The sequence below is a fragment of the Pseudomonas sp. SJZ074 genome, from assembly GCF_007828215.1.
In the GTDB taxonomy this organism is placed as follows: Bacteria; Pseudomonadota; Gammaproteobacteria; order Pseudomonadales; family Pseudomonadaceae; genus Aquipseudomonas.
In genome coordinates, this window is sequence record NZ_VIUE01000017.1 from 1 (window position 1) to 14562 (window position 14562).

Below are 14562 nucleotides of genomic sequence, written 5' to 3' on the forward strand. Positions count from 1 at the left end.
CTCGCGGGTGTAGGTCTTTCGCTCTTGCATGGATCCTCCTGATGGGGCGAATCATATCGCCCTTAAGAGGTGTCCGGGATCATTAAGCCAGTTCAAGCCCGCTCCCACAAGGGAGTTGTGGTGTACGTTGGATCTGTGGGCGCCGGAAAAAACTGTGGGAGCGGGCTTGCTCGCGATGGCGGCTTCGCAGTCAACATCACTTCAAGCTGACCCACCGCTTTGGCGAGCAAGCCCGCTCCCACAAGGGAGTTGTGGTGTACGTTGGATCTGTGGGCGCTGGAAAAAACTGTGGGAGCGGGCTTGCTCCGGGCGGCGATCCGACGATGGCGTCGGCCCGGCCACCCCACTGCAAGCAAGCGTGCTGCGATCCCTTCAGCCCTTGGCCGCCATCGCCGTGACTTCCACCCGCATGCCCTCGACCCCCAAGGCCGCCACGCCGATCGCGGCGCGCACCGGCCAGGGTTTGGCGAAGAAGCGTTTGTACACTTCGTTGAAGGCGGCGCGTTCGGTCATGTCGGTGAGGTAGATGGTCAGGTGCAAGACCCGGTCCATGGAACTGCCGGCACGCTCCAGCGCGGTCTTGAGCGCTTGCAACGTACATTCGCTCTGCAGGGTGATGTCGCCCAGTTCCAGGCTGCCATCGGCGCGGGTCGGGATCTGGGTGGTGACCAGCAGGCCGCCGAAGCCGGCGACGTCGGAGGAGATGGAGTCCGCATCCGGGTCGGGAGTGAACGTGATGTCTGGGTTAGCCATGCGGCTCCTCGTGCAGGAAAGGAAAAAGATGCAGTCTACCGTCCATTGGTGCGCCGTTCCCGGTTTCCTTTATCTATCCTCGTTTCGCACCAGCGTCTGAATGTAGGCTTCAATCGTAGTGGTGCCGCGCAGCCCATCCTCGGCAATCTCGAAGCCGTTGTCGACGCTGACCTCGGTCATCCGCGTGTAGGATTGCGCGGCGGCGGGGCTGAAGCCGAGGTCCAGGAATGCATTTTCCCAGCGGTTCCTCGGTATCACCTGCACCTCGACTGGTCGACCGAGCGCCTGGGAAAAAGCCTGCGCGACATCGTTGGGTGAATACAGGCGAGGCCCTTGCACATAACGAACACCAGTGTCGGTCAGCGGCGACAACAGTCTCGTCGCTGCCATTTCGCCCATGTCCCGGGGGGCAACCATAGGTAGCGCCAGGTCGGCGGGAAGCAGGGTGGGCAGCTTGCCTGTGGTGCGAACGGTGTCGAGCAGGCCGTCCCAGTTGCTCATGTAGTAAACGGCGCGATTGATTGCCGCCGGGATCGATTGATTGCGCAAGCCTTCTTCCAGCCCCCACAAGACACTGAGGTCGCCGAGTCGCTCGCCGGGTTGGGCGCCGGCGGTGGATTGGGCGACGATCTTCTCAAGGCCCGAGCCATCCAGCGCAGCAAGAATGTTGGCCACGGTTTGCCGCTCCACCGCATCGGTATCGGTACTCGGAGGGGCTGGCGGGTTGAGGATAAAAGCCCGGCGCCCGAGTCGGAAGGCGGCCCGCAGCGAGTCGATATCCTGGGCATCCGCCTCGATGATCCGAGCGCCTTGGGCGCGCCATTGCTCCCCATGGGCGGCCTTGCGGGTCACAACAATCACCGGCGCTGCCTGGGCCAGCAGCGCCTGGACGGTGGCCGAGCCTACATGTCCCGTCCCCCCCATGATCACATACATGTTTCACCTCCCGCCCAAGGTCAAAGGTTGACCGGGACCTGGGCCGTCATCGCCGGTTCAAGGTGCGGTTTCGCGTTGTTCAGGCGCTCTGCCAATTGTTGTGCCTGCGCCCATCCGAAATCGGGTTCCAGCCAATCGAGTGCCTCGTCTGCGCTCAAAGCCAGGACACGCTGCTGTTGGCTGGCAAGATCGCCATAAGTCACCAGGGCCAGGCCGTCGCAGCCCAAGGCGGTTTCGCTGGCCTGGGCCAGGGCTGCCAGGAAAATCGGGGCCGATTGCCGGGACGTCGTGTAGCTGGAATGTTGCAGCTGGGATTCGGAGGGCGCGTGCGACTCGTACCAGCCCTCCACGGCCACCAGTACCCGACCTTCGCGTTTGATGGGGTCAAAGACCTTGGAGCGCATCACCAGGTGCAGCGGCAGATGCGTCATCGGGGGCATCGTTCCCACCGACCAGATGGGCGACCAGCCCCAACGAACCTTGATGGACTCCAAATGCCCGCCACGACGGCGAATGGCGCTGACTTGCATGTTCGGCTTGATCAGGCTGTGCCGTTCCTGTGGCCCGGTGGGTACTGTCCTGTACAAGTCCAGGTGCGTCACGCTGGTATCGAAACGTCCGTCCGGGGTGTCTCGCTGGGCGAAATACGCCAGGGCGTCTTTTGAAGAAACGTGCTGAACAAAACCCTCACACATGGCGAAACTCCCGGAATCGAAACGCAACCGACCGCTAGCCGCTCGCGTCTCGACTGCTCAAGCGCGTCATCACTGATTCAGCGGTGTCACGGTGTCATGTAGGTCCGAGCCATGCGCAGGGGCTTGGTTCGAAATTCTTCGGAACGGGGAGACGAGCGGCTGTAGCCGTCTGCGCGAGACAGGATGAGCAGTGCAACGGGGGGCCGTTACCGCCGATTCTGATTGATGAAATCCACGAAAGCCCGCAACAGCAGGGCCTCATCCGCCACCTGGGGCTGAGCAACGTCACGGCTGCGCAGGTCAAGCAAGCCCAGGGCATTGCCAACGTGGTGTGTGTGCAGAATCACTACAACCTGACCCATCGCGGTGACGAGTCACTCATCGCCGACCTGAATCGGCAGGGCATCGCCTACGTGCCGTTCTTTCCCCTGGGTGGCTTCACGCCGCTGCAATCACAGACCCTTTCCACCGTCGCGGCGCGCCTGGAGGCGTCACCGCTGTGCGTTGCGCTGGCGTGGCTGCTGCAACGTGCGCCGAACCTGCTGCTGATTCCCGGCACGTCATCCGTGGCTCACCTGCGGGAAAACCTCACGGCCAGCGAGCTGCGGATTCCGGCGCCAATGCTGGCCGAGTTGGACGCATTGGTCTAAAACCCCCGCGTCTCGCCCTCAGCCGGTTGCCGAGCCCCCCCGGCCATTGCAGCGACCTCAGCTACGCGCCTCATCCGTCTCGTTGCGATGATGTTCAGGCCAGCGGTCGACGGGGCGCGCGCGGTCTTCGTTGAACATGTCCGTGAGCAGCGCATTGGCGCGACGGTAGGCGTCGTGCCGGAACTTGAGGTCATCTTCCGGCTGGGCGACGATTTCTTCCAGCATTTGCAGGTTCAGGCGACGGAACTGATCCGCCCGTTCGCGGGCTTCGTAAGGTCCGACGCCCATCTGCATCAGCGCACGTCGGCCCAAGGACAGGGCACTTTCGAAGGTTTCCCGTTCGGCCGCCTCCACCCCCATCTGCCGCAGGGTGATCAAGTGCCCCATGTCCCGCGCCCTCACGATCAGCTTCAACGTGGGGAAATGCTCCTGGACCAGCCGGGTCAGCGTCAGGTTGTCCTGCTGATCATCAATGGCATTGATCAGCACCACGGCCTGGGCCGCGCCGGCCGCATGCAGCAAGTCGAGGCGCGTGGCGTCGCCGTAGAACACCTTCACGCCGAATTTGCGCAGCGTCTCGATGTTGTCGGGGTCGTGATCCAGCACCACCACTTCGACGCCACAGGACATCAGCAGGCGGCCGGCGATCTGCCCGAAACGGCCGAACCCGGCAATGATGATGCGTGGGTTCTGCTGATCGACGAGGTCGGATTCTTCACGGTTTTTCTTCGCGACGGACTCCAGGCGACCCAGCAGCAGGATCAGCAGGGGTGTCAGGCACATGGACAGGGCCACCGCCAGCGTCAGGCTCTTGCCCCACTGATCGGTCAGGATGCCGGCCAGCGTCGCGGCACCGAACACCACGAAGGCGAATTCGCTGCCCTGGCCCAGCAACACCGCCTGCCATGAACGTTGGCCGGCAGGTACGTTGAGGAACCGGCTCACTGTCTTGATCACCAGCAGCTTGATCAGGATGAAGCCCAGGGTCAGGGTGGCGACCTTCAACGGCGCGTTGATCAGGGTGCCGAAGTCGATCGACATGCCGACGCCGATGAAGAACAGCCCCAGCAGCAAGCCTTTGAACGGCTCGATGTCGCTTTCCAGGGCATGCCGGTATTCGGAACTGGCCAGCAGCACCCCGGCGAGGAAAGCCCCCATTGCCATCGACAGGCCGGCTTCTTCCAGGAGAAAACCGAAGCCGAACACCAGGAACAGTGCCACGGCGCTGAAGATCTCCCGCAGGCCCGAGCGGGCGGCGAAGCGCAGCAATGGCCGGGTCACATAACGTCCCAGTAGCACAACGACGCTGATGGCCGCGACGATCTTGACGATCGACAGCGCCAGGGCGGTGCCTGAAGGTGTTTCACCGTGGGCCGACAGCAAGGGGATCATGGCGACCAGGGGAATGGCCGCGATATCCTGGAACAACAGCACGGCAAAGCTGCTGCGGCCGACGGCGGTCGACGTCAGGTTGCGTTCATTCATCGCCTGCATGGCGATGGCCGTGGAGGACAGGCTCAGGGTCAGGCCGACCAGCAACGCGGCCGTCCAGTTGAGGCCCAGGGCGGCGCAGAACACTGCGATGGCAGCGCCACAGGCCAGCATCTGCAAGGCTCCGCCACCGAACACCATCCGGCGCAACGCCCACAGCCGTTTGGGGTCGAGCTCAAGCCCGATGATGAACAGCATCAGCACGACGCCGATTTCAGCGAACTCCAGAATGGCCTTGACGTCGGTAATGAGCTTCAGCCCCCACGGGCCGATGACGCACCCGGCCAGCAAGTAACCCAGCACCGGGCCCAGGCCGAACCTGACGGCAATCGGCACGATCAAGGTTGCCGAGGCCAGGTAGATGAGCATCTCGATCAGGCTGTGAGTCTCCATATCAATCTTCCTTCCAGGAGGCCAGGCGGGCGCGATAGTGTTCGATTTGGGCGTGTTGGGCGTGCGATTCGGCGGCATAGGCGCCGTGGACGACCACTGGATCCAGCCAGCGCATGCGGCAATAGAGGGCCGTTGCATGGAGGGGCTGGGCCAACACGGAGAAGCCCGGATGGGTACCGATCTCGAAGTGGTCCGGCTCGCCACCGGTGGTGACGGCCCACAGCAGGCTCTTGTCCTTCAGTGCGGTGGTGCCCCTGCCGTATGCCCAGCCATGGGTGAATACCTTGTCGATCCACAGTTTCAGCAGAGGCGGCATGCTGTACCAGTACATCGGATGCTGGAGGACGACCAGGCCTGCCTGCTCGACGACGCGCTGCTCGGCTTCGACATCGATGTCGAAATCCGGGTAGAGGTCGTAGAGGGACCGTACGACCACGTCCGGGAGGCTGGAGGCACCTTCGAGCATCTGCTGGTTGACCCGCGATTGGTCGGGGTAGGGGTGGGCGTAAACAATCAGGATCATTGGGACGATTCCAGAGCGGGTCCGGGCCAAAAGGCCGGCCATCCTACCGAGGATGGCCCCGGTTGTTTAGGCTTTGTTTGCCAACGGACCCGCGGCAGGTCAGGTCAATGGCAGCGAAACCCGGACTTGCAGTCCGCCATCGCGGCGATTGTCGAGGGTTAACGTTCCACCGTGCTCGAGTACGGTCGCCCGCGCTGCCGACAGGCCGAGCCCGACGCCACCGGTGTGCTTGTTGCGCGAGCCTTCGAGACGAAAGAATGGGGTGAAGACTTGCTCGTGATATTTGGCCTCGATGCCCGGCCCCCGGTCCAGAATGCCGATTTCAACGTGATCGCTCCAGGTCTTGAGCTGGACGCTGGGTTCTGTGCCATATTTGATCGCATTGTCGATCAGGTTCACCAGCGCGCGCTTGAGCCCGATGGGCCGGCCCACGTAAACGAAGCGAGGGGCGCCCTCGAATGCCACTTCGCTGCCGGCGTCCTTGAAATCATCGACGACGGTGTGCAGCAGCTCCGCCAGATCGAAAGCGGTGGCATGTTCGAGCCGTGCGTCGTCGCGGAAAAACTCCAGGGCCGAATTGACCATCGCTTGCATCTCGTCCACGTCCCTGAACAAGCGGGATTGCTGTTCGGTGTCCTCGATGAACTCCCCGCGCAGGCGCATGCGGGTCAACGGCGCGCGCAGGTCGTGGGAGATGGCGGCGAGCATTTGCGTGCGATCTTCGATGAAGTGCTTGAGCTGGGCCTGCATGGCGTTGAAGGCGAGAATGGCCTGGCGGATCTCGTAGGGGCCGATGACTGGAATGGGCGGCGCCTTGTGGTCCACGCCGAAACGCCTGGCGCCTTCGGCGAAGCGTTCCAGCGGCGCGGCCAGGTGCCGGGTGGCGACCAGCGCGACGATAAAAGCCGACAGCAGCATCAGCGTGATGATGATCAGGTTGCGCTCCCATTCCTCCAGGCCCCAGTTGCGCGCGGGCATGGAAAACATCACCCATGAGTGGTCGCTCAGCTCGATCAGCGCGGCGTAGCGCCCGCCGGGCTGGTCGGCGGGCCAGTCGCTCGGCTCGTAGCCTTCTATCCGTGCATCGGGCCTGCCCAGTTGCTGGCGCAGCCGTGCCGCGCCGTCGCTGTACTCCGGGTCGTCGTCGACCACCGGCACGCGCGCCTCGTCATGGTCTTGTAGCCATTGGGTGGTGAATTCGCGGTCACTGGCGGCCTTGGCAATGACGGGCCGCTGTTCAAGCGCTGCCGAGTCGATGATGCGGGCGATGGCGGAGATCTTTTCAAACAGGCCGGTTTCCATCAGGGGCGGGCGTGCCCAGGCTCCGGCCAGTTGGCTGAACAACGCGTTCAGCACCAGCAGCGTCAGCATGGCAACCAGGGTGGTCAGGGCGATCCAGCGCGCCAGGGTATCGCGCGGACGGCGAGTGCCGGGGCTCGGCGGTTTCATCGTTTCACCACCTGGGGGCTGAAATAGTAACCGCTGTTGCGCACGGTGCGGATCATGGTCGCGCCGCTGATATCCGTCTCCAGCTTGCGACGCAAGCGGCTGACCTGAACGTCGATACTGCGGTCAAACGCGTCGAAGGTTTCGCCCCGCGCCAGGTCCAGCAACTGTTGGCGGCTCAGCACCCGGCGCGGGTGTTCGGCGAACACCAGGAGCAGTTCGAACTCGCCCGCAGACAGCGGAATCATGACTTGATCCGGGGAGCGCAATTCACGCCGGGTGACGTCCAACTGCCATTTGTCGAACTCCAGGACCGGCCGCGAGGCGTCGTTCAGCGGGCCCCTGGCTTCGCCGGTACGCCTGAGCACGGCCCGCACCCGGGCCAGCAACTCCCGGGCGTCGAAAGGTTTGGTCAGGTAATCGTCAGCGCCCATCTCCAGGCCGACGACCCGGTCGCTCAACTCTCCCATGGCGGTAAGCATGATGATGCCGACCCTGTGCTCGGCCCGCAGGCGCTGGCAGAGTACCAGGCCGTTGTCTCCTGGCAGCATGACGTCGAGGATGATCAGATCCGGCAGCTGGCGCTCGACCGCCTGCCACAGGGCGGCACCGTCGGCGGCCACATCGACGCTGTAGCCATGTTGTTCGAGGAATTTGCGCAAGAGGGCGAGGACTTCGAGGTCATCGTCAACCAGTAGTAAATGGCTCACAGTGGGTACGTCGGGGTCATGGATACAGGGAGCGATACTAGGATCAATCCGGGCCCTGCGTCATATATTTCAATCCTGCAATGAAGTTGCCGACGGGCAATATTCCGGAAATCTCCAGGCAAGAAAGCAGCGGCAGGATAGCGCCGTTTCCAGACAGTTAAATAGCCGGACAACACCGAACCCTGTGGCGAGGGGATAAATCCCCTCGCCACAGGGGCTGTGTCGGGCCTGACTTTTTAACTGAACGGTATCGCCCATCCTTTGCCGAGATAGCTTTGTATGCCGACGTTCAGACCCGCGCCGCTACGTGTTGGATTTTCTCTGGTCATCATGCTCGCAGCACTCGCCAGCGGTTGCACCAGCACACCCGCTGCAAAGCCCGGCAGTTGCGAGAGTGTTCCGTACACCGTTTACGATCCCGGACAACCCATCAACCGCGGCATCTTTGCCTTCAACCGCACCGTAGACGACTACGCACTGGCCCCCATCGCCCGTGGTTATCGTCATCTTCCGGATGCCGCGCAGACCGGCATGCATAACTTCGTGGCGAACTTCGGCGAGCCCAAGGTGTTCATCAACGACCTGCTGCAAGGCAATGCGCAGCGTTCGGTCAACACCCTGGGGCGTTTTGTCATCAACACCACGGCCGGCATCGTCGGCTTGATCGATGTCTCGGGCAAACTCGGCATCGAGCGCCATGAGGCCGATTTCGGCCAGACCTTCGGCGTCTGGAACCTCGCCCCGGGGCCGACGGTGGAGCTGCCGCTGCTGGGGACGGCCAACCTGAGGGATGCCACCGGTAAGGTGATCAGTTTCGTGGTCGACCCGTTTGGCGGCGACAGCAGCACCGTCGATACCCTGGGCACGATCAATACCGCAGGCGGCATCGTCGATGGCCGCGCCCAGGCGCTGCCGCTGACGGACCAACTGCGGACCGAGCCGGATTACTACCTGGCCCTGCGCGACGCGATCGCGCAGCAGCGCGCCGATGTTGTCGCGCAAGGCAAACTGGGGGCGGTCACCCCACAATGCGAGGAGGAGCAGGCCGATGACTAACGACGCGCTGATTCTGCGGCGAAGTGTGAAGGCGCTCGGCCAGGGTGGTCTGCAGTGCCGAGAGGTCGAACTACGGTTGGCGGAGGATGGCGATCATGTGCTGCTCAGCCGCTACGTCGAACGCTACCGCCATGAGCAAGGCGGTGAGTGCGTCGTCCAGCAGCATCAGGTGTCGATGACGCACTTGATTCGCTGGATGATGGCGCATGGGGAGCGGGTGAGGGCATAGCCGGGTGCGCTGGCCGGTGGAAACCTCACGCAGCGCCCACGTATCCACAGGTTGCGCCAAGAAACATTTTTACACAGTTCGATGTTGTACGATGTCGTATCTAGTGTGTTCGACTGTCTCCGTTTCTTACAAAAAAAATAAACGGAGACTCCCCCTCATGACGAGCATTCCTTCCGTCAAGGACCCGGCAGCAGCGTCCACGCAAAGCCGTTTCGTGCGCCTGTTGAAGCTGCTTGGCCCCGGCATCATCGCGGTACTGGCGTGGCTGGGCGCAGGCGACCTCATTACCTCTTCCGTGGCCGGTGCGAACTACGGCTACGCCATGATGTGGGTGCTGGCAGTGTCCTTGCTGTTGCGATTCCTGATCGTCAACATCATCGCGCGCTTCCAGCTCTGCAATAACCAGGGCATGACCATCCTGCAGGGCTATGCCCAACTCAATCCGTTTTTCGCCTGGTTCCTCTTGGTCTATGCGCTGCTGATGGGGCATTTGATGAATGCCTACATGATCAAGGGCGCCGGTGAGGCACTGGCCATGCTGCTGAAGATCGACCGCCCGTTGCTCTGTTCGGTGGCGGTGGTGCTGGCGGTGTGGCTGCTGGTTGGCCGCAATATCTACTCGATGATCGAAGGGGTGATGAAGGCGCTGCTGGCGATCATGACGCTGGCGTTTCTGGCCCTGGCCGTCATGTCCGGCCCGGATGTTGCCGGTATCGTCAAAGGCACCATCGGCTTCAGCATTCCTCCCGACGAGGGCGTGCACGGAGCGCTGTTGGTGGCTGTCTCGGTGATCGGTGCGGTCGCGGGCTCCATCGCCAACTTCGTCCACCCTTATGTCATGCGCCAGAAGGGTTGGACAGGCCCTGAGCACAAGCGCGTCCAGCGCAATGACCTGCTGTTCGCGGTGTTCGTCGGGATCGTCATCAATCTGGCGATCTGGATTGTCGGTGCGGAAATCCTCCGGCCCAATGGCATCGAGGTCAACACCCTGGGGGATCTGGGCAAGGCGCTGGAGATGTTCTTCGGCCCGATCGGTTGGTACATCTTTTTCGTCGGGGTATTCGCCACGCTGTTCGCCAGTATTTCGGGCAAGACCACGGCATTCCCGATGCTTATCACCGACGCCTTCCAGCACGTGCGCCCCGAGCGCCGGGAGCGCTATGGCAAGGAGTTCCACCGCGATCCGATGCACAAATGGTTCATGCTGTTTATCCTGGTGACCCCGCTGGTCTGGTCGCTGCCCGGCATGCCGGACTTCGTCACGCTGACCATCGGCGTCAATGCCCTGAACATCGTTGGCTTGCCGGTCATTTCCCTGGGCCTGCTGATCATGTCCAACCAGAAGTCGTTGCTGGGCAAGGAGTACCGCAACAACCTGTTCGAAAACATTGCGCTGGCCTTTGCCACGGGCCTGGCGCTGTGGGTTGCCTTCCAGTTGGGGGTGGAACTGTTTGCCTGAAGCTTGGATCTGGAAGCCGTGGGTGATCCGTCACCGCGGCTTTTCAGCCAGCGGTGTTCGAGGTGCAAAACCGTTCATCACTTGTTCGATCCCGGAAAAAGTGCACTGCTAGACTGCATCGACCAATCCCTCTCGGAGAAGTCGGATGAATAACAAGAACAGGATCTGTCTCTGGTACGAAGGTGATGCCGTGGCGGCAGCGCAGTTCTACGCTGCGACGTTCCCGGACAGTGCCGTGCAAGCCGTCCATCACGCGCCTGGCGATTATCCGTCGGGCAAGGAAGGCGATGTGTTGACGGTGGAGTTCACGGTGATGGGTATTCCCTGCATCGGGCTGAACGGCGGCCCGGTGTTCAAGCACAACGAGTCCTTCTCTTTCCAGGTGTCCACCGAGGACCAGGCCGAAACCGACCGTTTCTGGAATGCGATTGTCGGTAACGGCGGTGAGGCAAGTGTCTGCGGCTGGTGCAAGGACAAGTGGGGGCTGTCATGGCAAATCAGCCCACGCGTCCTGACCGACGCCGTCGCCGGCCCCGATAAAGCCGCCGCCAAGCGCGCGTTCGAGGCCATGATGCAAATGACGAAGATCGACATCGCGGCGATTGAAGCGGCGTTGAAAGGCTAGCCGGTCAGCGACTGTCCTACCGCTTTCGCGAGCAAGCCCGCTCCCACACTGGATCTTCAGTGGGCTCGGTATCAGCAGCCCCCTCAAAACCCTGTGGGAGCGGGCTTGCCCGCGAAGGCGCCGGCACATCCAGCCTCGATCCAACGGACCTACCGCTATCGCGAGCAGGCACTGACTCACCGCCCAGCGTCAGGCAACCTGGCAATCACCTTGATCTCGAATTGAAATCCATACAGCCACGTCACCCCCACCGCCGTCAGTGTCGGGTGCGGTGCGTTGCCCCAGAATTCAGGCACCACTTTCCAGATCGTCTCGAACTTCGATTCGGGATCGACCATGAATACGGTGACGTCCACCACATCGTCAAAGGTGCAATCGGCTGCGGCGAGAATCGCTTCCAGGTTGGTGAATGCACGGCGGACCTGAACCTCGAGATCGGCCTCAGGTGAACCGTCGTCGGTGCTGCCGACTTGCCCCGATACGAAAAGAAAACCATTGGACCGGATCGCCGGCGAATAACGATTACGCTCGTAAAGCGCCTGGCGTCCAGGTGGGAAAACTACATCGCGCGTTGTCATGGGAACCTCCATCGGAATCAGGTGAGAAATCAACGATGAAGTCACTCTAGGGGCTTGTGTCCGGGCGATAAACGCGCAACCTTGGCGATCACTGTTTGTGAAATCCAAACAATCTGATCGATACGCGGAGCCGCAATGGATCGTTTCGATGCGATGCAGGCATTTGCCCGGGTGGTGGAGGCGGGCAGTTTCACCAAGGCCGCCGAGACCCTGCACATGAGCAAGACCACCGTGACCCAGCTGGTGCAACAGTTGGAGGCGCGCCTGCGGGTCAAGCTGCTCAACCGCACGACACGCAAGGTCAACGTCACTGCCCAGGGTGCCGTCTACTACCAACGGGTGTTGCGCTTGCTCGCCGACATGGAGGATGCCGAAACCAGCCTGTCCGATGCCCAGGCCCTCCCCAGGGGCCGCTTGCGGGTAGACGTCCCGAGCCCGCTGGCCGCGCTGATCCTGATGCCGGCGCTGCCGACGTTCCATGAGCGCTACCCGGATATCCAGATCGACATGGGCGTCAGCGATCGCATCGTGGACATCATCGATGAAAACGTCGACTGCGTGGTGCGCGGCGGAGAACTGACGGATCAGTCGCTGATCGCCCGGCGCATCGGTGATCTTGAGCTGGGCGTCTTCGCGGCGCCGAGCTACCTGGCGCGTGTCGGCACGCCCGCGCATCCACGAGACCTCGAAGACTCCCTGCATCGTATCGTCGGCTTTCTCTGGGCCCGCACCGGCAAAGCCGTGCCCTATGCCATGCACAACGACAATGAGCACCTGCACATCAACGGGCGCTACGCCCTGGCCGTCGACGACGGCAACGCCTACCTCGCGGCGGGCCTGGCGGGGTTGGGGGTGCTATGGCTACCCAAGTACATGTCCAGGCCCCACGAAGCCAACGGCGGACTGGTGCCGCTTTTCGAAACGTGGCGCATCGACCCGATGCCGCTCTACCTGGCGTACCCGCCGAACCGGCATATCAGTGCCAGGTTGAGAGTATTCATCGAATGGATGGTGGCATTGATGGCGCAGCATGCGCCGGTTGCTGATCGAAGTGGTGTCCAGGCAGGCGTCTTGCCGGGCAACAAAGGATTAAACCCGTAGCGACGAGAAGGGTCGAAGGCTTACACCGCTAGATTGCAGAGGAGACGCACCATGGACCGATTCACCGGCGGCTGCCTGTGCGGCAACGTTCGCTTCGAAGCGTCGGGGCGACCTTACCGGGTCGGCCTCTGCCACTGTCTCGACTGTCGCAAGCACCATGGCGCGCTTTTTTACGCGGCAGCCATGTTCCCCCAGGAGGCGGTCAAGATCGAAGGTGAAACCCGCGACTATGCCGGCCGCTGCTTTTGCCCCCGCTGCGGCTCGCCGGTCTTCGCCCGCAGCGGTGATGAGATTGAAGTGAACCTGGGAAGCCTGGATGCTCCTGACCAGCTGATGCCTAGCTACGAATGCTGGACCGTGCGTCGCGAGGCTTGGCTGCCGGCGTTTCCGTTGACGCGATACGAGCATGATCGTGAAGGGAAAGGCCGGACCGAGCAGTAGGGCGATCAACCAAACCCGACAATCGCCTTGACCTCCGTGTACTCCTCAAACCCGTGAACCCCGAACTCCCGGCCGTTGCCTGAGCGCTTGTAACCGCCGAACGGCGCCAACGGGTTCCACGCCGGGTAGTTCAACAGCACCTGCCCGGCGCGGATGCGCGAGGCCACGGCGCGTACCGTTTCAAGGTCCTGGCCTTGCACATGGGCGCTGAGGCCGTAGACAGTGTCGTTCGCCAGGGCGATGGCTTCTTCCACTGTGTCATAGGGGATGAGGCACAACACCGGGCCAAAGATTTCTTCCTGGGCGATGCGCATGGCGTTATCCACCTCGGAGAAGACTGTTGGGCGGGCATAGAAGCCTTTTGCAAAACCCGGCACCCGTCCTGGGCCGCCGCAGAGGAGTTTGGCGCCGTCGTTCAAGCCCGCCTCTATCATGGTTTGCACGCGATTGAACTGGGCTTCGTTGGCGATGGGCCCGAGTTGCGTTTCTTCCGACCGGGGATCGCCGACGATGATCGCGTTGACGGTGGCGGTGACCAACGCTTCGACTTCCGCCAGCCGATTGCGGGGCACGATCATCCGGGTCGGCGCGCTGCAGGACTGGCCGACATTACGGAACGCCGACATCACCCCGGGCGGCACGGCCTTGGCGAAGTCAGCGTCCGGCAAGAAGACGTTTGGCGATTTGCCGCCCAGTTCCTGGGTGACGCGCTTGACCGTCGGGGCGGCGGCCTGGGCCACCAGCGCGCCCGCGCGGTTGGAGCCGGTGATGGAGATCATGTCGATATCGGGATGCGCCGCCATGGCTGCGCCGACGTCGGCACCACTGCCATTCACCAGATTGAACACACCAGGTGGAAGGCCCGCGTCATGCAGCAGTTGGGCGAACAGCAGGGCGCTCAGCGGTGAGAGTTCGCTGGGCTTGAGCACCACGGTGCAACCAGCGGCAATCGCCGGGGCGACTTTGGCGGTGATCTGGTAGAGCGGCCAGTTCCATGGTGTGATAAGGGCGCAGATACCAATGGCCTCGCGTTGAATGGCGGTGCCATTTTCGACCTTCTGAAATGGATACGTGGACAGCACATCACGGGCCACCCGAACGTGTTCGGCGGCCAGCGGCACCTGCATGGACCGTGCGAAGCCAATGGCCGCGCCCATTTCCAGCGACAATGCCTGGGCCAGCACTTCCTTGCGCTCAAGGATCAGCTCATGGATTTTTCCCAGGATCGAAACGCGGGTTTCCACCGAGGTGGCGGACCAATCGGCGAACGCGGTGCGCGCGGCCGCCACTGCCCGGTCGACGTCTTCGGTGGAACCCCGAGCGACTTCGGCGATCACTTCCTCGGTCGCCGGATTGAACACCTCTTGTGTAACCAGGTGGACCGGCGGCGACCACATGCCATTGATATAGAACTGCCGACACATTTGCGGGTCGACGCTGTAGGGGTTCGAAGATTGGGTCGTCATGCAATGGGCT

Annotated in this window: 15 protein-coding genes and 1 pseudogene; 7 read left to right on the top strand and 9 right to left on the bottom strand. The window is 62.4% G+C overall.

Annotated elements, in window-relative coordinates:
* Positions 1–372 precede the first annotated feature (372 nt).
* The 3 genes from FBX99_RS17500 to FBX99_RS17510 form a co-directional block, all read right to left on the bottom strand.
* Positions 373–753, bottom strand: a complete 381-nt coding sequence (locus tag FBX99_RS17500; protein WP_041020290.1) for a RidA family protein — start codon at positions 751–753, stop codon at positions 373–375.
* A gap of 69 nt (positions 754–822) precedes the next feature.
* Positions 823–1689 (bottom strand): NmrA family NAD(P)-binding protein, encoded by an 867-nt coding sequence (locus FBX99_RS17505; protein WP_144925605.1) that lies wholly within the window; start codon positions 1687–1689, stop codon positions 823–825.
* Between the two features lie 20 nt (positions 1690–1709).
* Entirely contained in the window at positions 1710–2384 is a 675-nt protein-coding gene (locus FBX99_RS17510) for an SOS response-associated peptidase family protein (protein WP_144925602.1), read from the bottom strand.
* A gap of 245 nt (positions 2385–2629) precedes the next feature.
* Between FBX99_RS17510 and FBX99_RS17515 the strand changes: the two are divergent.
* A pseudogene (locus FBX99_RS17515) lies at positions 2630–3034 on the top strand (aldo/keto reductase); the annotation flags it as partial.
* Between the two features lie 57 nt (positions 3035–3091).
* Here FBX99_RS17515 and kefC read toward each other — a convergent pair.
* From kefC to FBX99_RS17535, 4 genes are all read right to left on the bottom strand, one after another.
* The gene (gene kefC / locus FBX99_RS17520) at positions 3092–4918 is read right to left on the bottom strand and encodes a glutathione-regulated potassium-efflux system protein KefC (protein WP_145132326.1); all 1827 of its coding nucleotides are present in this window, start codon (positions 4916–4918) and stop codon (positions 3092–3094) included.
* 1 nt (position 4919) lies between these two features.
* Positions 4920–5441, bottom strand: coding sequence for a glutathione-regulated potassium-efflux system oxidoreductase KefF (gene kefF / locus FBX99_RS17525; RefSeq protein ID WP_144925590.1), 522 nt, complete (start codon positions 5439–5441; stop codon positions 4920–4922).
* 99 nt (positions 5442–5540) lie between these two features.
* Positions 5541–6890, bottom strand: a complete 1350-nt coding sequence (locus FBX99_RS17530; protein ID WP_144925587.1) for an ATP-binding protein — start codon at positions 6888–6890, stop codon at positions 5541–5543.
* Positions 6887–7597, bottom strand: coding sequence for a response regulator (locus FBX99_RS17535; RefSeq protein ID WP_144925584.1), 711 nt, complete (start codon positions 7595–7597; stop codon positions 6887–6889). The genes FBX99_RS17530 and FBX99_RS17535 overlap by 4 nt, the downstream gene beginning before the upstream one ends.
* Positions 7598–7876: 279 nt before the next feature.
* On the opposite strand from FBX99_RS17535, the gene FBX99_RS17540 reads away from it, so the two are divergent.
* The 4 genes from FBX99_RS17540 (at position 7877) to FBX99_RS17555 (ending at position 10966) form a co-directional block, all read left to right on the top strand.
* Positions 7877–8653 carry a VacJ family lipoprotein gene (locus FBX99_RS17540; protein ID WP_144925581.1) on the top strand — a complete coding sequence of 259 codons (777 nt, stop codon included), beginning with the start codon at positions 7877–7879 and terminating at the stop codon, positions 8651–8653.
* Positions 8646–8882, top strand: coding sequence for a hypothetical protein (locus tag FBX99_RS17545; protein ID WP_144925578.1), 237 nt, complete (start codon positions 8646–8648; stop codon positions 8880–8882). Before FBX99_RS17540 ends, FBX99_RS17545 begins: the two co-directional genes overlap by 8 nt.
* A gap of 157 nt (positions 8883–9039) precedes the next feature.
* Positions 9040–10341, top strand: coding sequence for an Nramp family divalent metal transporter (locus tag FBX99_RS17550; protein WP_047700763.1), 1302 nt, complete (start codon positions 9040–9042; stop codon positions 10339–10341).
* A 145-nt stretch (positions 10342–10486) separates the two neighbouring features.
* Entirely contained in the window at positions 10487–10966 is a 480-nt protein-coding gene (locus FBX99_RS17555; RefSeq protein ID WP_144925574.1) for a VOC family protein, read from the top strand.
* A 176-nt stretch (positions 10967–11142) separates the two neighbouring features.
* On the opposite strand, the gene FBX99_RS17560 is transcribed toward FBX99_RS17555, so the two are convergent.
* A complete protein-coding gene (locus FBX99_RS17560; protein ID WP_144925571.1) occupies positions 11143–11544 on the bottom strand; it encodes a RidA family protein in 402 nt (133 codons plus the stop codon).
* Between the two features lie 135 nt (positions 11545–11679).
* On the opposite strand from FBX99_RS17560, the gene FBX99_RS17565 reads away from it, so the two are divergent.
* Together FBX99_RS17565 and FBX99_RS17570 are read left to right on the top strand one after the other, a co-directional pair.
* Positions 11680–12645, top strand: a complete 966-nt coding sequence (locus FBX99_RS17565; RefSeq protein ID WP_144925567.1) for a LysR family transcriptional regulator — start codon at positions 11680–11682, stop codon at positions 12643–12645.
* 51 nt (positions 12646–12696) lie between these two features.
* Positions 12697–13086, top strand: coding sequence for a GFA family protein (locus tag FBX99_RS17570; protein ID WP_144925564.1), 390 nt, complete (start codon positions 12697–12699; stop codon positions 13084–13086).
* A 5-nt stretch (positions 13087–13091) separates the two neighbouring features.
* Here FBX99_RS17570 and FBX99_RS17575 read toward each other — a convergent pair whose 3' ends face one another.
* Positions 13092–14552 (bottom strand): aldehyde dehydrogenase family protein, encoded by a 1461-nt coding sequence (locus FBX99_RS17575; RefSeq protein WP_145132329.1) that lies wholly within the window; start codon positions 14550–14552, stop codon positions 13092–13094.
* Positions 14553–14562: the final 10 nt, after the last annotated feature.